Below are 22,662 nucleotides of genomic sequence, written 5' to 3'. Positions count from 1 at the left end.
AATGAACAAAAGGAAGCATCCAGAGGGCAGGAACTGGATGCTTCTTTATCGTGGATCCAGGAAGTTAGCCGAAAGGTTTGGATTAAATTCTATAGAACTGTTCTTGATTGTCCGATATACTGTATAGGCGTTTTAGACAACTAAGGTATTGAATGCGTCAACATGCCTAACAGCTAAATTGAACGTTGATGCAGCGCTAATGCAGTTCATCGTGGGAGGTACAACATATTGACGATTATTGGAATTGATTTGGGTACAACGAACAGTGTGGTAGCAGTTTATTCTCCGGAAGGTGCCAAAATCTTACCGAACGCACTCGGGCAGCATTTGACCCCCTCCGTAATCAGCGTGGACGAAGATGGACAAATTCTCGTCGGGGAAGCGGCACAGCAGCGAATGATAACCCATCCGCAATTGACTGCTTCGGTGTTTAAGCGGTATATGGGAACAAATAAAACGTTTCTCTTGGGCGAACACCAATTTAGTCCGGAGGATTTGTCATCTTTTGTATTGCGGGCCTTGAAGGAGGATGCAGAGGCGTATCTTGGAACGCCAGTTACGGAAGCCGTTATCAGTGTACCCGCTTATTTTAACGATGCACAGCGCAAAGCGACGAAGCGAGCGGGCCAGTTAGCGGGATTGAAAGTCGAGCGTCTCATTAATGAGCCTACAGCTGCAGCTGTTGCTTATGGCCTCCATTTAGAAGAACCGAGCACACGATTTCTTGTCTTTGACCTGGGTGGAGGGACTTTCGATGTATCGATACTGGAGCGATTCGAAGACCTGATGGAAGTTCAGGCGGTAGCAGGCGATAATTTTCTTGGCGGGGAAGATTTCACGGAACTGCTGATGCAAGAATTCATGATCCGGCAAAAGGAAGGCATGCTTGACCTGGAGGATCCCAAGCTGGCAAACCTGATCCGAAAACAGGCGGAAAAGGCCAAGCATTCCTTATCCAGGGGAAAAGCTGCGGATATGGAAATTGTGAGCAATGAGGAGCTTCTGCGATGCACGATTACTGCGGAGCGATTTGAGCTTTTGGCTAAACCCTTATTAGCCCGTCTTCGTCAGCCGATGGAACGAGCGATAAGAGATGCCGCAATACGTCCCTCTGATTTGGATGCGATTATTTTGGTGGGTGGAGCGACTCGCATGCCTATCATTACTGGATTTGCTGCCAGACTGTTTGGCAGACTGCCATCGGCTCATATCGATCCAGACGAGACAGTGGCTCTTGGTGCAGCCATCCAGGCTGGAATGAAGGCAAGAGATGCCGCTTTACATGATATCGTATTAACCGATGTGTGTCCCTATACATTAGGCATAGGCGTTTCAGTAGAGAATGCCTCCGGGTATTTTGAATCGGGTCATTTCAGTCCAATCATAGATCGTAATACGGTTGTGCCCGTCAGCAGAACAGAGAGCTATAGCACGATCCGTGAGAGTCAGAAAGATATGAGCATTGTTGTATATCAAGGGGAAAGCAGGCTAACGCAAAACAATATCAGACTAGGTGAATTTTCGGTCAAACTTCCAGCTTCGCCTAAAGGGGAAGAGGTGGTCGAGGTACGTTTTACATATGATATTAACGGCATTTTAGAAGTGGAAGCCACCGTGGTAAGTACCGGAGAACAATCCCGAATTGTGATTGAGGAGAATCCTGGCCAGTTCTCCAAGGAGCAGATTGAGCAGCGATTTAAAGAGCTTTCGGACATTAAAATCCACCCTAGAGACCGAATGGAGAACAGGCTTCTGCTAGCACGCGGGGAACGGCTTTATGAAGAATCGCTCGGATCATCACGTGAACAGATTGCCTCCGTGCTTCGCCAATTCGAGGATATTCTCCGCCGTCAGAACGACAGGGAGATTCGTAAAGCAGCGGAGCATTGCAAGGCCTGGTTGGACGAACTCGAAAGGATGACGGATTTCTAATGACAGATATATGGAGTTTTCTTGGCATCCAGCCTACTGAGGATGCGGTACTTATTAAACGCGCTTATATGGCCCGGCTTAAATTTCATCATCCCGAAGAGGACCCTGAAGGCTTTCAGAAGCTTCGAACAGCCTATGATGCCGCTTTAAAAGAAGCTAAGGACATACAAAGACAAACTCAAGCACCTTCGGCAGTAAACGCAGACACAGATCATCCAGGAGTGTTTGATGATTGGACGGAGGACTCGGTTCATGAGCGGGATTTACCCGATATACAAGAGCAGAATTCCTCTAACAGCCTGCCGGCTGCTTTAGCTAACGAGTTTTTACTTCAAGCTGTCGATCTGTATGATGACATTCAAACGCGAGTGGACGAGGATCGCTGGATTACCCTGCTGGAGGATGAGAAATTCTCGGGCTTCGAAACCAGACAGCGGCTTCAATTCGAGGTATTGCGGCTGTTTGCGGATAGAGCTTGGGCTCCGGGTCCGGTCTGGAGATTGCTGGATGAGACATTCGCGTGGAGCAGCATGGAAATAGAGATGCAGGAGCTGTTTCCCAAGACATATGTGGATTATGTGATGATGCAGCTTGAAGGCTTCTGGGATCTTCGCTATGACTATGTAACAGGCAGTATGACCCCGCTGGATGAACTGGAGCAATTTCTGGCTGCCCGATCAAATGCACAGATTTGCTTAGTCCAAGGGAATGTGGAAGGTGCGGAGCACTGGCTTCAGGAAGCCGCTCAGATCATGCCGGAAGAACCTGATCTCAATCGGATGATTGGGGAGCTTTGCTTGCAGTACAGCAATTGGGAGGAAGCCTTCCAAGCCTTCAAGAGGATGGAAGCTTCCGGGAATGCGGAAGTCCATCACAACAGCGACCTGGCTTACTGTATGCTTCAATTAGGAATGCTGGAAGATGCCTATTCCATGTACCAAAAAGTTCTTGTGCATACCCCGGATCATGCCCAGGCTTTGACCGGGGCAGCTCAATGTCTTGAGCAGCTGGGGCGGATCAAGGAGTCAAGAGAGTTATACCTTCGAATCAAGCAGCTATGTCCCTGGGACCTGCATGCTCACACTCAGATAGACACGCTGAATCAGCGACTTGAGCAGCAAATGAAGATGCGCTTGGAGATTGAAGATCGACCGGATCAAATGAAAACGTTGGATGAATTGGCCGGTCTGTATATGGAGCAGCAGCAGTATGATCAGGCTGTCGGCGTATGGCTTCAGCTCGTGCAGCTCGGCGAGCTTACAGCTAGGCAGAACTATCAACTCGGCTATTCGCTCCATCAAGAGGAACAATACGAGAAAGCAACCCGATACTACGCTGCTGCCGGCAACGCAGAGAATAAGGACGAAGCGTTTCTGTTGGAATTACGCTACCAAACAGGGATAAACGCGTACCAGCAGTCGGATTATCCCGCTGCTATTCAGCAGTTTGAACTGGTGCTGGCACTGGATCCCGGTCATCTGTTATCGCTTCGCTACTTGGCAGTCATGTCAAAAGAAGCTCAGCGGTTTGAAGAAGCGGTTCTTTATTATAAAAAAGCTCTGGACATCGAAGACCTTTGGTTTCTTCATGCAGATCTGGGCAGCTGCTATTATCATCTGGATCAGTATGAGGAAAGTGTGTTTCATTTCGGAAAGGCCAAGCTGGATGATGACAAGGGACAAGAACACTATTTCGAATACGGATCTGCGCTTCGTCTGAACGGCCAGTACCGGGAAGCCGTTCAAATATTCGATGCGGATATAGAGCGGAATAACCATCCCTATGCATATTACAACAGGGCGTTTGCGAGATTCATGCTGAAAGAATTCGAGCTTTGCCGCGCCGATCTGCGGATATTTATGGAGCTTGTTCCTGGTGATTCGCAATTTGATGCCAACTTAATCAGCGGAATCAGCAGCTTTTACCTGAAGGATTGGAATGCTGCGGTCTCTTTTTTTAATGAAATGCTTAAGTATCTGCCATCGGATATGGACAGGGCCCAATACATCAAGCTTTTTGCAGCCGCTCTGCTGGCAGCTCGCAGATTTAAGGAGGTCATCCAGCCATTGGAAGAAGTGCTGCGTCTGGATGATCAGAACGAATGGGCGATGCTGCATACTGTAAGGGTTCATGCCGAATTGCAGAATTGGGACAAGATTGAAGGTAGTCTGGAAATGTATTTTGAGACTTTTGATCTGCAATCCCGCAATCCCTATATCTGGTTTTACGGCGGAGTCTTTTTGTACTATGTCAATAACTATAAGGAAGCAGCGAAGTTTTTTAAACTGGCTTACCAAGGGGGACTCCGCGGAGACACCTGCAGCTATTACAGTCTGGTTCTTTATCAGCTCGGGGAATCGCATGATGCCCTTTCGATGGCTCGCGAAGCGCTTCAGGATCGTCCGGGGCATGGGGAGTACGAGGAGCGTTTGAAGCAAATGGAGGAGCAAATGAATAAACGCAAAAATCTGTTCGCAAGGTTAGGTCTTCTTCCAACGGCAGCAAATAAACCGGTCGTGCAGAATTTGGATTACCCGGATATTCTGGGAGATCCGCAGCTTCAGAATGAATATCCGGGAGTCGTGATAAAACAATGAGCAGTCATTTAAGTAAAAGCCAGCTTTGGGCGCTAGCGCTGGGAGACGTTCTGCTTCATAACAACAGGGTCCATTTTACATGCCAATATGATCTGGCGCGAAGCGGAGCCGAAGGGGATCGGATTAATCAAGAGGTATTGGTCGACGCATGGGACATAAGGGACGAAAGCTCGGCTTGGCGCGTGTTGAATTGGCTCACGGTAGAGGGTGGGCATCGCGTGAAATTTGATCGTCTCCGTAGTGGTTTGCCACTCATGACGCCACAGCAGCAGAACCGTTATATTTCATCCATACAAGATGAATTCAGTGCAGTCGAATTACTCATCATTCAACGTTATCACAGATACCTGCCAACTGCCGGCATTCTGGCCTGGGATTTGGGACGAGCCGCTTTTATTTGTCATTTATGCATGACGTTTGGTCATATTCAGCAGGAAGAAGCTTGGCATTATCTGATGCAAAACGCACAATTGATTCAGCAATCGTACGCGAGCTGGGAGGAATATGGTATGGCTTATATCATCGGCCGCCAGTTCTGGGCCAAAGAGCTTGAGGATGAGGTAACAGCAGGACATATTCGTCATATCCGCCATTCGCTTAATCAGTCAGACAGTCCTTGGAGGATACTGTCATGGAATATGGAGCTGGAGTTTCAAGCTGCTAAAATAGGCCACTAACCGATTCAGAGGGTCAAGTTATATATGTTTACAAGAGCTTGGCTTATCGCCAAGCTCTTTGCATTGGATAACAAAAAATATAAGAACGAAGGCGAATCTGAACCAGGGCCTCTAGACTCTGTCCATGATTCCCATGAGCTAAACCCGCAAAACACACTTGTTATAGCCTTAAGCTATAACTGGATATAGCTTATTCGAGTTACACTATACCGATCAATACATGATATCTTCTTTGTAACAATTTGTATGGGAGTGTTACATAGATGACAAGAAGCAGCGTTTTGGGGTATCCACGAATTGGTGCGGATCGTGAATGGAAGAAAGCGTTAGAAGCGTTCTGGGCGGGGAAGCTTGAAGAATCGGAGTTCCACCAGCAGCTGCAGGAGATTCGACTGAATCATTTACGCAAGCAGCAGGAGAAGGGAATTGATCTCATTGCGGTCAATGACTTCAGTTATTACGATCATGTACTGGATACGGCAACAATGTTTGGCATTATACCGAAGCGTTTTCCCTATAAGGGCGGCGAGGTGCCTTTGTCCGTTTATTATGGCATTGCACGCGGAACCAAGGATGCTACGGCAAGTGAAATGACCAAGTGGTTTAACACCAATTATCATTATATCGTGCCTGAATTGGATGGAGCGACGCCAGTTCTTACGGAGAACAGACCGCTTGCTGCCTATAAAGAGGCGAAGGAAAAGCTCGGGATTGAAGGCAAGCCGGTAATTGTTGGCCCGTTAACCTTCCTGAAATTGTCGAAGGGATATCAGCCCTCGGAGACGGATGCTTGGCTCAAGAAATTGTTACCCCTTTATGTGCAGATTCTTCAGGAATTGGCACAAGAAGGCGTTCAATGGGTACAGATCGACGAGCCGATTCTTGTCACGAAATTAAGCGATGGCGATCTGCAGCGGTTAAGAACGATCTACGAAACATTTGCAGCCTCGGCTCCTGGCTTGAACATCATGCTGCAAACCTATTTTGAAGCTGTAGAAAACTACCAGGACATCATTCAGCTGCCTGTCAGTGGCATAGGCCTTGACTTTGTGCATGGGCAGACTGGTAATGTCCAAGCCATCAAAGAATCAGGATTTCCTTCGAACAAAGTTCTGGGAGCGGGTGTCATCGATGGACGCGGTATCTGGAAGGCGTCACTGCGCGAGAAACTGACACAATTGGAGGAATTGACCAAATACGTGGCTGCTGAGCGTCTCATCGTTCAATCCTCATGCAGTTTGCTCCATGTACCAGTGACAGTGAACAACGAAACGAAACTTCTTCCCGAACTGAAGGGTGCTCTTGCCTTTGCGGATGAGAAGCTGAATGAACTGGTCCTGTTAACTAAAGCGGTCTCTACAGGCGCAGCCCGGATCGCTGAAGAACTGGAGCAGTCCGAGCTTGCAATTCAGGCGCTTAAGCAATCGGGTGAGCGTAACCGCCATGACGTTCAGCAGGCTGTTGCTGCGGTGAGTGCACAGGAGCCGGCTCGCAGTCTGCCGTTCGCAGAGCGTCACGTCGCCCAGCAGAACAAATGGCAGCTGCCGATTTTTCCGACAACTACCATTGGAAGCTTCCCGCAGTCAGCCGAAGTGCGCAAGGCTCGCCAGCTGTGGCGCAAGGGCGAGTGGAATAATGAACAGTACGAGGGCTTTATTCAGGAGCAGATCGATATTTGGATCAAGCTGCAGGAAGAGATCGGTCTGGACGTGCTTGTGCACGGTGAATTTGAACGCACGGACATGGTTGAATTCTTCGGTGAGAAGCTTGAGGGCTTTGCCTTCACACAGTATGGATGGGTTCAATCCTATGGCTCCCGCTGCGTAAAACCACCTGTTATCTTCGGGGATGTTGCCTTCGAGAAAGCGATGACCGTTGAGGAAACGAAGTATGCACAGTCCAAGACCAACCGTCCTGTTAAAGGGATGCTGACCGGACCGATTACGATCATGAACTGGTCGTTCGTCCGTGAAGATATCACTCGCGAACAGATTGCATATCAACTGGCTTATGCCCTAAGACAAGAGGTCGAGGCGCTGGAGCAAGCAGGCATCGGAATGATTCAGGTGGATGAGCCTGCGGTGCGCGAAGGACTTCCGCTTAAGGAAGAAGATCAGGCGGAGTATCTGGCATGGGCTGTTAAAGCCTTCCGCATGACCACTTGCACGGTTCAGCCAACGACGCAAATTCATACGCATATGTGTTATTGCGAGTTCCATGACATGATTGATTCGATTGAATCCATGGATGCCGATGTGATCTCCATCGAGACTTCGCGCAGCCATGGCGAACTGATCCATAGCTTTGAAGTCAACACCTACAAGCTGGGAATTGGACTCGGTGTATACGATATCCACAGTCCACGGGTACCGCGAGTCGAAGAGATGACAAGTATGATTGATCGCGCATTGCGTGTGCTGGATCCGAAGCTGTTCTGGATTAATCCGGACTGCGGTCTCAAGACACGCGGTAAGGAAGAGACAGTGGAATCCTTGCGCAACATGGTTCAAGCGACAGAAATCGCTCGCTCGGCTTATTCATTGAACGTATAGTAGTAGAAATGTAGAAACATTCCTGCGATAGCGCAGGAGATACTCGTATAGTTGCGATAGAAGCAGGCTGCCACGGCAGCCTGCTTTTTTTTGTTGTGTCGGAACGGGCGGACTTTAGATGGGATGAAAGGAAACCCAGCCGGACGGCGGAACGATAGATTTGTTTTGGATTTACATCGAGCAGCGCTTTGACACAAGTTGTTGACATCTCGGTAAAATCGTTGTCACATCCAGCGATTATATTCTTCTTATGGAACAAGTCTAGCAAATAAAAAGAGAGGTGTTTCCTGCCATAGTTCCATTAACAAAATATGAACCGATCACCCAGAAGGAGGAGCCATGATCCATCACAAGAAACGTAAAAAACCAGCGAAAGTCTTCTATATTATACTTATCGGAATCATCTTCTGCCTAGGATTCAAATTGGCATGGCACACCGGCTCAGCTACGGTGAAGTTAATACCGGCATCATCAGCTAAACATGGAGAGACCTATAAGACCCTTCCTGATTCACCTAACAATAATCAGACGTATCGAATCGCTATCGATCCTGGTCATGGGGGTAAAGATCCCGGTGCTACCGGTGTAAGCGGCGCATATGAGAAGGAATTCAACCTATCCCTTGCCGGGCGGGTGTTTGATATTCTGGAAGAAGACCCCTTGTTTGAGCCATTTATGACACGTATAGATGATCAATTTGTAGAATTGGAAGACCGGGCAGCTATCGCGAATGATTGGAATGCGGATGTTATGATTTCAATCCATGGCAACACGTATACAGATCCCACAACTTCGGGAACGGAAACCCTATATCGGCACGAGGACAGCATTCCGTTGGCTCAAACCCTTCAGAAGCAGGTAGTGAAGGGGCTTGGACTCCGGGATCGCGGCATAAAAGAGGAACAATTAAAAGTGCTCGCTACCCCCAAGATGCCGGCAGTACTTGTGGAAGTTGGATATCTCACCAATGCGGACGACGAACAATTGCTCCTGAGCAATGAAGGGCTGGAGCGAGCCGCTCAATCTATTGTAGACGGACTCCGAGACTATTTTATGGGAGAGCAGGGACACTCGGCTGGTCAGCAAACAGATGGCAGCCCACACGAGATAAGCTCATCCGGCACGAATCAGAATCAGTCGATGGAGAAGAAGGTGTATTTTAACGGATCGGCAAAAGACGGTAAGCAGGTCGCATTAACGTTCGATGATGGTCCGGATGCCATCGTTACGCCGCAGATTTTGGATATATTGAGAGAGAACGATATTAAAGCTACTTTCTTTATTCTGGGAGATCGGGCTGCGTCCCATCCTGAGACCGTGCGGCGGATTGTGGAGGAAGGTCATGCCATAGGGAATCATTCCTGGTCCCATCCCAACTTCAAGGAGATAACCATGGAAGAAGCGATGAAGCAAATCAATGATACGCAGGACAAGCTGAATGATATTATAGGCTACCGCCCCTCCTTGTTTAGACCTCCGTATGGCGCTTTGGATGAGGAAAAAGTAGAGGCCATACAAAGTTTGGATTTAGCCATCGTGAACTGGTCCGTGGACACGATGGACTGGTCAGGCTTGCCTGCCCAGGGGATCATGCAGCGAATACACACGCAGTTAAAGCCGGGAGGCATTATCCTGCAGCATACGGCTAATGGTAAGAATCATCTTGCCAACACAATCGAAGCCCTTAAACAGTTGATTCCTGATTTGAAGGACCAAGGCTATTCATTTGTCACCGTACCAGAGCTGCTGCATTTACCGGATACACAGTAGACTCACCGCGCTTGCAGCTTATCTAATTTATCATTTGCAGAAGGTATATGCTAAAATCGATTCATTAACAGGTTTAAGGATTAAGAATGGAGACCTCATGAAAAAAACGAAAATTCTCATTATCGAAGACGAGGGACCGATCGCCGATTTGCTTGCGTATGGGCTGGCTATGGAGGGGTTCGAGACCCGAACGGCAGCCAGCGGAGCCGCAGGTTTTAGGGAACTGGAAGATTTCAGTCCTGACCTGCTCTTGCTGGATTGGATGCTGCCGGATCAAAGCGGACTCGATATTTGCAAAAAAGTAACTGCAGATTACAACATCCCCATATTCATGATTACGGCTAAATCGGATATTACGGATAAAGTGCTTGGGCTTGAGTTTGGTGCGGATGATTATATCACGAAGCCTTTTGATTTGCGGGAGGTCGTTGCGCGAATTCGCACCATCCTTAGGCGGCTGGATCAGGCAAACCATGTTGAGAGAGAAGAGGCACAAGAGGTTGTTATCCGGTTTAAATGCATCGAGATCGTAATGGAGGAGCGTCTGGTCAAGAAAGACGGCAGTTTGATTGATCTCACACCGAAGGAATTCGATCTGCTCATGACCCTGTATCGCCACCGAGGGAAGATTTATACGCGCTCGGAGCTGCTTGATTTGGTCTGGGGTTATGATTTTATGGGGGATACGCGGACGGTGGATACTCATATTCAAAGGCTCCGCAAAAAGCTGGATGCCAGCGATCTCATCACAACCGTATTCGGCATCGGGTACAAATTCGAGAAAGTGGCGGAATAAGGGATGCTTCGGACCATCAGAGCCAAATTTATCGTTGGTTTTTTTCTGATCTTCAGCCTTTCTTTCCTTGTGCTCAATCAGACCGTTAAAGAAGTCATACGGACCAGCAATCAGAAGATTGTAACATCCGATCTGGTCGGGCTTAAAAACAACAGTAATGTCTATGTACGGCAAGCTTTCCTCATCAACCATTTCACAAACAACACACTTTATTTCGGGCAGATGGCCGAGGAAATGGTGAAAGACTTGAACCACGCCACTTCAAGTCATGTCAGTGCATATACCGTTGATGGCACGTTATTGTTCTCATCGGACGAGAAGGAATTCACGGGACAATCGAATGAGGATCTCCAGCAAGCCATTGAGGGTAAAACGGCTTATACCATCACGTACGGCCGCGACAGCGGAAGTGTTCTTTATTCCTATCCAGTAATTATTGATGGGGTTAAGGTGGGCATTTTGCGCTTTACTAAAGATTTCACCCTCCTCTACGAACAAAGCGGACGCATCATGGATATCATTTTTTACATCGCGCTCGCCATATTCACTGCTGCATTTCTATTCTCCTACATGCTCTCCAGGCATATCACAATTCCGTTGGTGAAGTTAACGCGGGCTTCTACAGATGTTAAGAACGGCAATCTGGATGTCCGAATCCAGTTCCAGCGAAGAGATGAAATTGGCGAACTGGCGTTGAATTTTAATGACATGATAGACCGGATCGGCAGTCAAATTTCCACAATTGAACGAGATCGGGACCGACTGAAGAGTCTGAACGAACAGGAGAAGCGTTTTTTTGACAATGTGACACATGAACTCAAAACACCGCTGACCTCCATTCTTGGTTATGCCGAGATCATCAGGGAAAAGGGGGACGACGACAGAGAGTTCTTTGATAAAGGAATGACGCACATTGTCGAAGAGAGTCGCCGACTGCACAGCATGGTGCTAAAGCTGCTTGAGGTGTCCCAGCACAACGCTCATGATGGCGACCTGGAACTTGTAGATACGGGGGAAATACTCCGCGATGTGATTGACTCGATGTCATTCCGAGCCAAGCGTTACAAGAAGAGCATTACCTGTGAGACGGAAGAAGAGCTGTTTGTGCTTGGTCAGCCGGACAGGCTGCGCCAGCTCTTTATCAATCTTCTGGACAATGCAATCAAATACAGCGCATCTCATTCCGAAATCTCTGTCAAGGCCAAGCATATCAACGGGGGCGTTCACTTCCTATTCGATAACCCGGGAGAACCCATCCCCCCGGACCAGCTTGCGAATTTGTTTCAGCCGTTTTTCTCGGGGCCACAAAGTTCCAAGGAAGAAGGGAGCGTCGGTCTGGGACTCAGCATCGTTAAATCCATCGTTGATGACCACAAGGGAACCATACGCATTGTAAGCGAGAAGTCCCATACCGTCGTCTATGTGGAAATTCCTTATGTAAGGGTGGAGAGATCATGATGACATACAATCGAACCGGGTTATGGTGTGTGACTCTCGCCATCCTGCTCTTGACCGGCTGTGCGAATGGACCGAGATCGGAGACCATCATTATACCGAGCAAGGAAGAGAATCATACGGTGGACGAAGAGAGGCGGCCATTTCAGGTGAAGACGATATACCGTCTTCCCGATTCCATCACAGATCAAGGCGAACTGCTCGGCTGGGCAACACCGGAGTCTGTGATCGGTCTCTTTGAGGAGGCTAGTCGGTCAGAGGGATTAAGTCTGCAGTTTCAGCGTCTCTCCGCCCCGTATGAAAGTGTCGAAACGCTTCAAGCCGTGGGCAACAATACGATGTATCACCATTTATCTCCGGATGGCAAGACCATTTCAGGGGTAGCCAAATCAGCTGAAGGTGCTTCGTTGAAGTTGATTACGTATCCGAGTGGCGAAGAAGAGATGGTGGAAGCTACGACGGATTCTACGCAGCAGCTATTGTTTGAACAACCCACCTGGTCTGCTGATAGCCAATACGTGAGTTATCTCGTCATGGAAGAAGGCAGAAGGCTGGCGAGCATCGGCGTTTATGATACACAAGCCGAGAAGGCCAAGGTTTATCGATTGAAAGGGTTTGACATGGCAGGGATTCCGATTAAAGCCAAGATTTCGGATGATGGCCGGATGATGCTCATTGTGCTGGATCAGTCCAGCAATGGGCGCATCGTTGCGATGGGGACAATCAATGGAAGCGTGATTGAGTTTCAGTATGAGCATGAAATAGGAAGTGATCAGATCGACTGGCTGAATCATGACCAATTTGTATTCCAGGGAATGGAAGGAACGCTGTACGAATATGATCGCAGAAATCAGGAGCTGTCCATCCTGTTAGAGAGAGCAGACAGTTTCGAGTTCTCCCAGGATCGCAAGTATATTGCCTATTCCCTGAACGGAAAGGATACGCTTTATGCAGGCAAGCTTCAGGGTAAAAACATCCTGCACGCTGAACCCATTTATCATGGGATCATCCCGTCGGACATGTACTGGAGTCCAGACCATAACCGTCTTCTTGTGAATGGCCGGAAGACCTATGTGAAACCACGAGTGGTCAAGGAGGCAAAACCTATGGATCTTCGTCCTTTTATAATAGAATTCGAGTAAGGCAAAGACGGATAGGAATGTAATAGCATCTTCTCCATGCTGCGGAAGACCGAACGATATCGTTCGGTTTTTCGCTTTTTTTCGTTGACAAATTGTTTACAAGTAGATGAAGTTTTGGCGACATGATCGTCCTATATTGATAGGAGTCCGAAGGATTGGGGATTGGGTATGCCATTTGTGGAGTGGAGGAGCGGTCAGTACCTTAGGACAAAGATGGCTTCGATTTATTGAATGAAGAGGGAGAGTTGAGAAGATGAAACAATTTGGATTATGGTTGACGGTATGCTGCATGATTGTTTTCACATTAGCAGCATGCGGAAACGGTGGTTCAAGCCATGGCGGGACAAGTATCGGAAGTAAAACATCAAAGGAATCGAAAGAGACTGTACCAGGTGCCGGAGAAGAGAAGGATTCCGATACAGGAGGCAAGAAGACCATTGTGTTCTCGACTTTTTTTCCGGATGAACGGTTTCAAGCTGCTAAGAAGAAATATGAGAAACTTCATCCGAATATTGAAATTAAACTGGAATATGTGCAAATCGATGATGCCCATTTGGAAGCTGAGATGGAGAAGTATGTAACAGCGACCAATACGGCGATGCTGGCCGGGAAAGGACCCGATTTAATCCAGATGGATATGCTGCCTACGGACAGTTACGTGAAGAATAAGCTGCTGGCGGATCTTGGTACGATGTTGGATCAAGATCCAACCTTTAAGAAGGAAGAATACTTTATGAATATCCTCGATGCCACCCGGATAGGGGACGGACTTTACAGCATGCCGCTTGCGTATTTTTTAATGGGTTTTGCTGGCGACGGGGAAGCGATAGCCGAATCCGGCATAAAGGTAGACGACAAGACATGGTCATGGGAAGAGTTTACGGAAACCGCGAATCAGCTGGTGGCTGCAAAAACAAACGGTTTTTCAACGGCATTGGTGTATGAGGGCCCTGAATATTTGCTCGCCGATATGATATTGGATAACTACTCCTTATACATAAACCGGGTTACCGGTGAAGCCTATTTTGAGGACGACGCTTTTACATCGCTCATGGATCAGGTCAAGACGATGTTTGATGACAGGATTGTGAATACAGACTTTCGCAGCAAATCTTATTTTAGAAACATCCAAATCAATTCACCGTGGGACTACCTTGTAACCTTACGGGAATATGGCGAAAACATGAAACTGTTCATCAAACCGCATGCCTCGGATACGCCGGCGGGAGGTTATTTCCGAACCTATCGGGATGTTGCTATCAACGCGAACTCCAAGGTGCAAGCAGAGGCATGGGATTTCATCAAATTCATGATGTCGGAGCCAACACAGACACCACTGGAGGCGGCAGGTTTTCCGATTAACAAAAAAGCATTCACCCAACGGATCAGCCAGTTGAAGGAACAAGGAAAGGTGCAGGCATACAAGGAAGGGCCTCTGCAAGGAGAATTCTTTGAAGTTGACGGAGCTATGCTCGATCGACTGGAGAGCTTTGTTAACGGTGCCATCCACCAAGTGGATTTCAAGTCGGATAAAGTACGCGATATCATCGTTCAGGATGCCGTTGCCTACTTCACCGGTCAGAAATCGGCCGATGATGTTGCCAGTCTTATTCAGAATAAAGTGACTACGTATTTGAATGAATAAGAAAACGGTACGAACGCTGCTGCGGAGCGATGGTTTCAAGGCGATCGGGTTCCTGGCTCCAAGCCTGATCGGCTTCGCGATTTTCTATCTCCTTCCGTTCCTGATGGGCATCTATGAATCCTTTACGGATGGAACGCAAGGCGGTGCTTTTGTTGGACTCGATAATTATAAGGAGGTAACGGGAAGCCTTTCTTTTCGCAAAGCCTCCATGAATACGCTGCTCTTTACCGGCGTTGGCGTCCCGCTGCTCATCATGTCCTCACTGGTTCTGGCTTTGCTGTTGAATAAGTCCCTGTACTTGCGCAATTGGCTCCGCAGTTCGTTTATCCTGCCCTTGGTTGTACCGGTCGCCTCCATCGTCATGTTCTGGCAAATTTTCTTCGACTGGAATGGGACGCTGAATGCCTGGCTGCATCATTTCCATAAAGAACGGATCGATTGGATGCAATCGGATGGGGCTATGAGCATCATTGTCCTGATGTATGTATGGAAAAATATCGGCTATAACATGATTCTATTCTTGGCAGGACTCCAAGCCATTCCCAGAGATTACTACGAGACGGCGCAAATCGAAGGTGCAGGAAAATTACGTCAATTGTTCCATATTACGCTTATCTATTTGACGCCAACGATGTTTTTCGTTGTTCTTATCTCAATCATCAATTCTTTTAAAGTCTTTCGAGAGATTTATCTGCTTGCAGGTGAATATCCATATGATCGCATCTATATGATGCAGCATTACATGAACAACATGTTCTTCTCTCTGGATATTCAGAAGCTGACAACTGCTGCTACAGTTATGGTTGCTTGCATCGTGATTCTGGTAACAGGGCTGCTTAGCATAGAACGACGATTTCGCGATAATTTGGGTTGAGCGGGGAGGATCATCATGAATAAAATACAGTGGATGTCCAAGCTGCTGCTGACGCTGCTGCTCGGTGGGACAGCCATCCTGATGCTTGTGCCAATCCTACTTACCTTGACAAACTCCCTGATGACGGAGCAAGAAATCGGGCGGAATTACGACCTGATCGGTCAGATGATTGACGTTGGCCAAGGCGGCAGAGATCGATTCATCAATCTGAAAATCGTTCCGGATTGGATCTCTCTCGGCCAGTATGCCGAAGTACTGATCTTATCTGCGAAGTTTCTGAACATGTTCTGGAATTCTGTCGGCTTGGTGGTACCGGTCGTGGTCGGACAGACAATGGTTGGCTCACTTGCCGCATATGCCTTTGCCAGGCTCCGATTTCCTGGCAGGGACAAGCTGTTCATGATCTATCTGATGACGATGCTCATGCCGTTTCAGGTGACTTTGGTTCCGAATTATATGGTTATAGACAAGCTGGGGCTGATGAATCATACTTCTGCGATCATATTGCCGGGCATCTTTGGAGCGTTTGCTGTCTTTATGATGAGGCAATTTATGGCGCATATCCCGGGAGCTTATTCCGAGGCTGCCATGATGGACGGAGCGGGACAATGGGTCATCTTTTGGCGGATCATTCTGCCACTTGCGAGGCCTGGACTGGCAGCGCTGCTGGTTCTATTATTTGTGGATTACTGGAATATGATCGAGCAGCCGCTTATTTTTCTGCAAGATGCTTATAAACAGCCGCTGTCGCTATATCTTGCACAGATTAATAAAGAGGCGCTTGGCATCGGATTTGCGGCATCGGCATTGTACATGGCCCCCGTGATCCTGCTATTCCTGCATGCGGAGTCCTATTTTATTGAAGGCGTTCAATTGTCTGGCATCAAAGGTTAGTTTAAGTGGCAGGAGTGATTCATATTGGAAAAAGGAACGACCCAAGCGAGAAAACGCAAACTCAGCCTGATTGCCGGTTTGTTTACAGGTCTGCTGCTTGTGCTTACTTTTGCGGGTAACACCATACAGAACTTAACGCTTCCTCATGTAGTGACTGCGGTGATAACCAAGGGCTCGCTGGATCATTCTTATAGCAGCCGATCAACGGTACATCCGAAGGAGGTGAGAGAACTCGTAAACCCGTCCGGTTGGAAAGTTGAGAAGGTGCTTGTTACAAAAGGGGAAACCGTGCGCAAAGGCCAGATTCTTGTGCAATATGACGGCAGTGAGGTTAAGCAGCAGCTTGCTGTGGAGCAGTCCGCTCTGAAGAAGCTGGAACTGTCTATCGAACTGCTTGAATACAATATCATGCATGCGATGCAGGAGGAAGATGAAGCTCTTCGTATTAGCGCCTCTACCGCGTTCGAAACAGCAAAGATCGATATAGCAGCGCAAGAGCAGCATATCGAGAACCTTAAGCATACCCTTTCCGTCAATCAGCAGATGGAGGCTCCGTTTGACGGCATTGTTGTAGAAGTCGGTGCAATGGATGGTTTAAATTCCACCGGAGCACCCGATATAACAATGACCAACCTGGCAAAAGGATATGGGCTCGAACTGTCGATCCCGTTGCAAATCGCTTCCATGTTTGACGTCGGTGATGTTCTGGATCATATCATGTTGGATGATAAGGAAGAGAGAAGGATTACAGGCGAGATAGAAAGGATAGCGGAAGGAATCAACTCACCACTTGCAAATGCTGACGATGCTGCTGAGAATTCAACCAGTACGATGTCTCGAATGTGGATTAAGCTTGAAGAAGAGGGGTTAACCGGAGGGGAACAAGTGAACGTGAATTTAACGACAACGGGTACGGATCAGTTCCTCATACCGAATCAAGCGGTGCATAAAGACAGCGAAGGCGCTTATGTATTCACCCTAAACGAATCGCAGGGCCCTCTCGGAAATACTTATTATGCTGTACGTACGCCGATTCAGATCTCTGATTCCAATGACCATACAACGGCCGTCAGCGAAGGGTTGTTTGATCAGCAGGAAATCGTAGTGGATAGCAGCGGACTCATCATAGATGGGACTCGTGTCAACATGTATAACCAGCTCTAAGAATGGGGCGCCTTGCCTATCAATCCTAAAAATAAGATTGACAGCGTTACACAGAGATGATAAATTATCCGGCAAAAAGATGGAAAACAGGAGGCTGACGCGCGAATGTCCTTTGATCCGTTGTACCATCCCTATCCCACCTATCGCCTGCCCGTGTATGCTAACCGGGGCATGGTCGCTACTTCACAGCCGCTCGCCGCCGGCGCGGGGCTCGACATTCTTAAGCGCGGCGGCAATGCCATTGACGCAGCTATTGCAACCGCGGCAGCCTTAACGGTCGTTGAGCCATGCTCGAACGGGATTGGCGGAGACGCCTTCGCCCTAGTATGGACGGAAGGCAAGCTGCACGGTTTGAATGGCAGCGGTCCATCGCCTGCCGGGATTTCGATTGATGCCGTGAAGGCGCTTGGACATACCGAAATGCCGCGCTATGGGGCGATTCCTGTCACGGTTCCGGGCGCGCCTGCAGCCTGGGCAGAGCTTTCCCGTACATTCGGCAGGCTGCCGCTGTCCGAGACGCTGGAGCCAGCTATCCGCTATGCTGAGGAAGGGTATCCGGTATCGCCGACGGCAGCCGGCAACTGGAATTCCGCTTTTCGGCGGTACAGCACCGCATTAACTGGTACGGAATTTAAACCTTGGTTTGACTTGTTTGCTCCGAATGGAAGAGCGCCTGAGGCAGGGGAAGTATGGCGTTCGCCTGACCATGCCAACACCCTGCGTCTCATCGGCTCGTCAGAAGCAGAGGAGTTCTATCGGGGCGTGCTGGCTGATACGATCAGCGAGTGCATCTTACGTTCCGGCGGCTTTCTGACAAAGGAAGACCTGGCTGGATATAGACCGGAGTGGGTGGAGCCGATATCGGTATCCTATCGCGGCTACGATGTGTGGGAGATTCCCCCGAACGGCCAAGGACTTATTGCACTTATCGCTTTAAACATGTTGAAAGGCTATCCCGTTAGTTCCCAGGAATCGCCTGAAGCCTATCATCGGCAGATCGAAGCGATGAAGCTGGCGTTTGCTGACGGCAGCCGCTACATTACGGATCCATCCAGGATGTCCTGCGATCCATATGCATTTCTCACCGAGGAATACGCAGAACAGCGCCGCAGGCTGATTGGCAGCGAGGCCTTATGGCCGGAAGCCGGGAAACCCCGAGGCAGTGGAACCGTCTATTTGGCGACTGCGGATGGAGAGGGAAACATGGTTTCCTTCATTCAGAGCAATTATACAGGGTTCGGTTCAGGGTTGGTTGTCCCTGGAACCGGAATTTCATTGCAGAACCGGGGACTGGAGTTCTCTCTGGATGATACCCACGCAAACCGGCTGGAGCCGGGCAAACGTACGTATCATACCATCATCCCGGGGTTTCTTACGAAGAACAGCCAAGCCATTGGAGCATTTGGGGTCATGGGTGGTTATATGCAGCCCCAGGGACATGTGCAGGTTGCCATGAACTTGATTGATTACGGGCTCCATCCGCAGGCGGCATTGGATGCTCCGAGATGGCAGTGGGTGAAGGGGAAGACCGTCATGGTTGAGCCGCATTTTCCGATGCATATGGCTAGAAGGCTTGAGCGGATGGGGCATGAGGTGCAGGTCGCTGCTGATTTCAGTTCTTTTGGCAGAGGACAAATCATCTGGCGAGACGAGAAAACCGGTGTTCTTTGCGGAGGAAGCGACGCCCGAACGGATGGCTTTGTTGCAGGATGGTAGTAAGCTTCATGAACATCGGCGCATGATTGCTTCATTTTACATACCTTAACAATTATGGGCGTTCCTGCTCCTGGATTATGATACAATGATGGAAACAAATGATCCGTATCATGGAGGGAGACATGAGGGATAGATTAAGTGACAGACCACAATGGCTGAGCCATTCAGCAGGGGCTCGTGATGAGTGACAAATCTTGGCGTATTTTTATTATGGTTGTTGCTCTGATTATTTTATCGGGGGTTCTCTACTCAGCACTTCAATCGGTAACTTCTTTTCGGGAGCTGGTGCCTGACCGGTACAGCGATACCCAGAAGATCAGGGATATCAGTATTGAGAAATTCGGTGACCGCTGGGATGACATCCAGAGGGTGGAAATTACGGATCCTGACATGATTGATCGCATCATGAACAATTTTTCCGAAGTGAAATTAATAAGAACAGAGAATTACACGATAGGTACGTATTACTATATCAGGATTAATTACGAACACACTCTCCTTACTATAATGTATACGGAACCTGATAATATGCGGATCGACCTTAATCAAGGCACCCAGCATAAAAGATATTCCTGGACCTATAAGATCGCAAGCCCATTCGATCGTTCCATCATTGAAGACCTGTTCAACTAGCTGAAGAAAGTGCATAGGAACCGCGTAGAATTCGCGGTTTCTCTGTTTGTATACCCAATCTGTCGCTCTATCAAAAAGAAGAGAGCATGTGTGTACGCAGGTTGGTTATGCTCTTGGTAAACGAATCACCGAATGGACGTGCCCAAAATTTCGAGGAGGGGTTCAGAGCCATGAAGGAGAAGGTTATGCAGGCGTACGAGAAGCTGGCAGGAGATTACGAGAGACATGTCGATAAGCAGAGTGGGCATAATGCATATTATGAGCGGCCCGCGATGATTGAGCTGCTGCCGGGGGACATGAGTCAGATGACGGTTCTTGATGCGGGATGTGCAGCAGGCTGGTATACGGAGCATATGCTCCAGCAAGGGGCCAGGGTGACTGCGATTGATCTGAGCCCGGCCATGGTCGAAGCCTGCAAAAGGCGTGTCGGTGATCAAGCGACGGTATTGACGTGCGATCTAACAGAAGCACTGCCGTTTGAGTTTGAAACCTTTGATCTTATTGTCAGTTCATTGACGCTTCACTATATCGACGATTGGGCACCGACATTTCGTGAATTTGAGCGTGTGTTAAAGCCAGGAGGGACTTTGATTTTCTCCGTCCATCACCCCTTCATGGACTTTCAACATTTTAATCGTCCGGATTACTTTGCCCATGAATTACTGTCAGAGGTTTGGAACAAGCAGGAATCCGGCCCTGTAGAGGTCACTTTCTATAGAAGACCCATGCAGGAAATTATAAACGCTACCTCCTCCAGGTTTGGAATAAAACAAATCGTCGAGCCGCAGCCGAGTCCCGTGTATAAGGATCACCCGGAAGCGAGGGAATGGTATGGCAAATGGTATGATCGCCTTATGGCTAATCCTCATTTTCTAATTGTGAAGGCTGAGAAATCGTCATAGTGCATGAATTGAACCATGATCCTAACGGCTTACCATTCATGGTCATGTAACATACTTGTGTTGCGAGTTTGCGATCGTTTGATTTTGAGTACTGGGTTAACATCGACGCGCTGGATCAAGCGGACAGCAAAATAAATATTTATTTACCCTTGGAAGAAGCATGAGTCAGAATTCATCTGAAAACAGCTCCAGATGGGGAGAAACACATATAGATTAATCAGGAACCGCGTAAATCGCGGTTTCTTTTGTTCGAAATATTTTAAACGGAGTCCGTTTTGCATGTGCTGCTTTGTTATATAGGTATTCATGAAAAGAGAGGGGGAAGGGACAATCGACGCGGCCGTATTAGAGGAGTATGTTCACCAGGTTCAGGATGGGGATGCGGAAGCATTTATTCCCATTGCGAGGGAGTACCAACGTCAGTTGTACATATATTGCTGTCGGCTGCTTGGAAGTGAACAGGATGCAGAGGACGCTGTACAGGAGATTTTTCTAAAGGCCTATCAATCAATTTCCGGTTATAAGGCCACTGTCAGCTTTAATGCTTGGTTGTACAAAATCGCGTATCATCATTGTTTAAATCTGCTTCATAGACGGCAGTTATCGGAGAGGCTGGGGAGATTGCTGAAGGGACAAATTTTCGCGGAAAGCGCCGAACAGGAATTTTTAAGAGGGGCGTTTAGCGAACCCTTATCCCGAGCGCTTGTTAGTCTGCCCGCAGAAGAAAGAAGTTTTTTGGTTCTGTACGTATTTCATGATAAGACCTATGCGGAACTGAGTGAAATCATCGGCAAAACGCCGGAAGCCGTTCGCAAAAAGCTGACCCGAATCAGGAGAAAAGTAAAAGAAACTATGATGAAATGGCAGGGGGAAGAACAATGGGAGCCATCCTTGATCCAATCGAAGAGCTGAAGCAGCATTCTGTAACAGATGATCATTTTCGCGAGATAGATATTACGTCCAGGCTTCAGCAAAATATGGAGATAAACCCGTACAAGAATACTTCAGGTTACCGATCCTTCACACGCAAAACGGTAATGTCGATCGTTATTCCGTGCCTATTATTAGCCTCCTTCACTGCGTATGCAGCATCTGGGCATATCCAGATATTGAACAATAAAGGGGAAGTAGTGGTCAAAACCATCGATCCGCCGGGGAGCCTCCCTGCCAAACTAAGCGGTTTGCTTGAGGAATACAGAGTTCGCGTCATGTCCAAACTGCAGCAAGGAGAGCTCGCTGCCTACTATATCAAGGATGACTACATCAATGAAGGCAATGGCTATGACACCTTGAATCCCGTCAAATTCGAGTATCGACCGACGGACTACCACTCCTATGAAGCTTTTCAAAAAGAGCAGGCTCGAACTTCGGCGCCTCCCATTAAGAAACCTGGAAGTCTGCCCGACGGGGTGAAGTTTGCATATGGACAAGTCTTTCCTCTAGGGCCGCAGCTTTACGGAGAAGAGCGTGCGCAGTACGATGCCCTGAAGCAAAGATTGATGCATCAAGCCCAGTCATCGACCAGCCAAGAGAAGTTGTTTGTGGAGAAGCTGGCATGGTCCAAGGCTTCCAATTCTGTTGTTTATCTATCTGATGGCAAGAGCAGTACAGCTATTACAATTACCGCGGGTTACGGGAAAAAGGCAAGTTTCACGAAATTACCGGATACCTCCCCCGAGAAGGTCCAATTGAAACATATGGAGGGCATTTACCTTCAACACGAGGCAAACGGCGACCTGGTCTCATGGTATGATCCTAATCGGAGTATTGTATATGCCATTATGGTCAACGTCAAAGGGCTTGTGAATAAAGATGAGCTTCTTCAATTGGCCGAGAGTCTCATTGACGAGTAGGGTGAATGCCGCGGCTGATTATAAAAGGGGTTAGGATGTACCCAAAATTGCAGGTATGAT

17 protein-coding genes are annotated in these 22,662 nt (G+C 48.2%); all 17 read left to right on the top strand.

Annotated elements, in window-relative coordinates:
- Window positions 1-228: 228 nt before the first annotated feature.
- The 17 genes from B9D94_RS15950 (at window position 229) to B9D94_RS15870 (ending at window position 22,602) form a co-directional block, all read left to right on the top strand.
- Window positions 229-1,932, top strand: coding sequence for a molecular chaperone HscC (locus B9D94_RS15950; protein ID WP_036638247.1), 1,704 nt, complete (start codon window positions 229-231; stop codon window positions 1,930-1,932).
- A complete protein-coding gene (locus B9D94_RS15945; protein WP_148247473.1) occupies window positions 1,932-4,529 on the top strand; it encodes a tetratricopeptide repeat protein in 2,598 nt (865 codons plus the stop codon). Before B9D94_RS15950 ends, B9D94_RS15945 begins: the two co-directional genes overlap by 1 nt.
- Window positions 4,526-5,206: a DUF1266 domain-containing protein gene (locus tag B9D94_RS15940; protein WP_006209968.1), complete on the top strand. Its 681-nt coding sequence runs from the start codon at window positions 4,526-4,528 to the stop codon at window positions 5,204-5,206. Before B9D94_RS15945 ends, B9D94_RS15940 begins: the two co-directional genes overlap by 4 nt.
- Window positions 5,207-5,469: 263 nt before the next feature.
- On the top strand, window positions 5,470-7,758 hold the full coding sequence (metE, locus tag B9D94_RS15935) for a 5-methyltetrahydropteroyltriglutamate--homocysteine S-methyltransferase (RefSeq protein ID WP_148247472.1): 2,289 nt from the start codon (window positions 5,470-5,472) through the stop codon (window positions 7,756-7,758).
- Between the two features lie 339 nt (window positions 7,759-8,097).
- A complete protein-coding gene (locus B9D94_RS15930; RefSeq protein WP_148247471.1) occupies window positions 8,098-9,528 on the top strand; it encodes an N-acetylmuramoyl-L-alanine amidase in 1,431 nt (476 codons plus the stop codon).
- A 97-nt stretch (window positions 9,529-9,625) separates the two neighbouring features.
- Window positions 9,626-10,324: a response regulator transcription factor gene (locus B9D94_RS15925; protein WP_036642760.1), complete on the top strand. Its 699-nt coding sequence runs from the start codon at window positions 9,626-9,628 to the stop codon at window positions 10,322-10,324.
- A 3-nt stretch (window positions 10,325-10,327) separates the two neighbouring features.
- A complete protein-coding gene (locus B9D94_RS15920) occupies window positions 10,328-11,782 on the top strand; it encodes a sensor histidine kinase (RefSeq protein WP_148247470.1) in 1,455 nt (484 codons plus the stop codon).
- Window positions 11,779-12,921, top strand: coding sequence for a hypothetical protein (locus tag B9D94_RS15915; RefSeq protein WP_253806169.1), 1,143 nt, complete (start codon window positions 11,779-11,781; stop codon window positions 12,919-12,921). Before B9D94_RS15920 ends, B9D94_RS15915 begins: the two co-directional genes overlap by 4 nt.
- Window positions 12,922-13,174: 253 nt before the next feature.
- Window positions 13,175-14,566, top strand: a complete 1,392-nt coding sequence (locus tag B9D94_RS15910; RefSeq protein ID WP_148247469.1) for an ABC transporter substrate-binding protein — start codon at window positions 13,175-13,177, stop codon at window positions 14,564-14,566.
- Window positions 14,559-15,440, top strand: a complete 882-nt coding sequence (locus B9D94_RS15905) for a carbohydrate ABC transporter permease (RefSeq protein WP_148247468.1) — start codon at window positions 14,559-14,561, stop codon at window positions 15,438-15,440. Before B9D94_RS15910 ends, B9D94_RS15905 begins: the two co-directional genes overlap by 8 nt.
- Before the next feature lie 15 nt (window positions 15,441-15,455).
- On the top strand, window positions 15,456-16,334 hold the full coding sequence (locus B9D94_RS15900) for a carbohydrate ABC transporter permease (RefSeq protein ID WP_148247467.1): 879 nt from the start codon (window positions 15,456-15,458) through the stop codon (window positions 16,332-16,334).
- Between the two features lie 24 nt (window positions 16,335-16,358).
- On the top strand, window positions 16,359-17,498 hold the full coding sequence (locus B9D94_RS15895; protein ID WP_036642750.1) for an efflux RND transporter periplasmic adaptor subunit: 1,140 nt from the start codon (window positions 16,359-16,361) through the stop codon (window positions 17,496-17,498).
- A 105-nt stretch (window positions 17,499-17,603) separates the two neighbouring features.
- A complete protein-coding gene (locus B9D94_RS15890; RefSeq protein WP_148247466.1) occupies window positions 17,604-19,214 on the top strand; it encodes a gamma-glutamyltransferase family protein in 1,611 nt (536 codons plus the stop codon).
- Window positions 19,215-19,394: 180 nt separating this feature from the next.
- Window positions 19,395-19,847, top strand: a complete 453-nt coding sequence (locus B9D94_RS15885) for a hypothetical protein (protein WP_063479383.1) — start codon at window positions 19,395-19,397, stop codon at window positions 19,845-19,847.
- A 170-nt stretch (window positions 19,848-20,017) separates the two neighbouring features.
- Entirely contained in the window at window positions 20,018-20,749 is a 732-nt protein-coding gene (locus tag B9D94_RS15880; RefSeq protein ID WP_036642747.1) for a class I SAM-dependent methyltransferase, read from the top strand.
- A 306-nt stretch (window positions 20,750-21,055) separates the two neighbouring features.
- On the top strand, window positions 21,056-21,661 hold the full coding sequence (locus B9D94_RS15875) for an RNA polymerase sigma factor (protein ID WP_148247465.1): 606 nt from the start codon (window positions 21,056-21,058) through the stop codon (window positions 21,659-21,661).
- Window positions 21,628-22,602, top strand: a complete 975-nt coding sequence (locus B9D94_RS15870; protein WP_063479385.1) for a hypothetical protein — start codon at window positions 21,628-21,630, stop codon at window positions 22,600-22,602. The genes B9D94_RS15875 and B9D94_RS15870 overlap by 34 nt, the downstream gene beginning before the upstream one ends.
- Window positions 22,603-22,662: the final 60 nt, after the last annotated feature.

The sequence above is a fragment of the Paenibacillus sp. Cedars genome, assembly GCF_003184205.1.
GTDB lineage: Bacteria > Bacillota > Bacilli > Paenibacillales > Paenibacillaceae > Paenibacillus_AQ > Paenibacillus_AQ glucanolyticus.
The sequence above is the reverse complement of the archived record's forward strand: the minus strand, read 5'-3'. Positions and strand labels throughout refer to the sequence as shown.

Coding starts and splice junctions, on each gene's coding strand:
- B9D94_RS15945 (WP_148247473.1), top strand. CDS start 1,932: ATGACAGATATATGGAGTTTTCTTGGCATCCAGCCTACTGAGGATGCG.
- B9D94_RS15940 (WP_006209968.1), top strand. CDS start 4,526: ATGAGCAGTCATTTAAGTAAAAGCCAGCTTTGGGCGCTAGCGCTGGGA.
- metE (WP_148247472.1), top strand. CDS start 5,470: ATGACAAGAAGCAGCGTTTTGGGGTATCCACGAATTGGTGCGGATCGT.
- B9D94_RS15930 (WP_148247471.1), top strand. CDS start 8,098: ATGATCCATCACAAGAAACGTAAAAAACCAGCGAAAGTCTTCTATATT.
- B9D94_RS15925 (WP_036642760.1), top strand. CDS start 9,626: ATGAAAAAAACGAAAATTCTCATTATCGAAGACGAGGGACCGATCGCC.
- B9D94_RS15920 (WP_148247470.1), top strand. CDS start 10,328: ATGCTTCGGACCATCAGAGCCAAATTTATCGTTGGTTTTTTTCTGATC.
- B9D94_RS15915 (WP_253806169.1), top strand. CDS start 11,779: ATGATGACATACAATCGAACCGGGTTATGGTGTGTGACTCTCGCCATC.
- B9D94_RS15910 (WP_148247469.1), top strand. CDS start 13,175: ATGAAACAATTTGGATTATGGTTGACGGTATGCTGCATGATTGTTTTC.
- B9D94_RS15905 (WP_148247468.1), top strand. CDS start 14,559: ATGAATAAGAAAACGGTACGAACGCTGCTGCGGAGCGATGGTTTCAAG.
- B9D94_RS15900 (WP_148247467.1), top strand. CDS start 15,456: ATGAATAAAATACAGTGGATGTCCAAGCTGCTGCTGACGCTGCTGCTC.
- B9D94_RS15890 (WP_148247466.1), top strand. CDS start 17,604: ATGTCCTTTGATCCGTTGTACCATCCCTATCCCACCTATCGCCTGCCC.
- B9D94_RS15885 (WP_063479383.1), top strand. CDS start 19,395: ATGAGTGACAAATCTTGGCGTATTTTTATTATGGTTGTTGCTCTGATT.
- B9D94_RS15880 (WP_036642747.1), top strand. CDS start 20,018: ATGAAGGAGAAGGTTATGCAGGCGTACGAGAAGCTGGCAGGAGATTAC.
- B9D94_RS15875 (WP_148247465.1), top strand. CDS start 21,056: ATGAAAAGAGAGGGGGAAGGGACAATCGACGCGGCCGTATTAGAGGAG.
- B9D94_RS15870 (WP_063479385.1), top strand. CDS start 21,628: ATGGGAGCCATCCTTGATCCAATCGAAGAGCTGAAGCAGCATTCTGTA.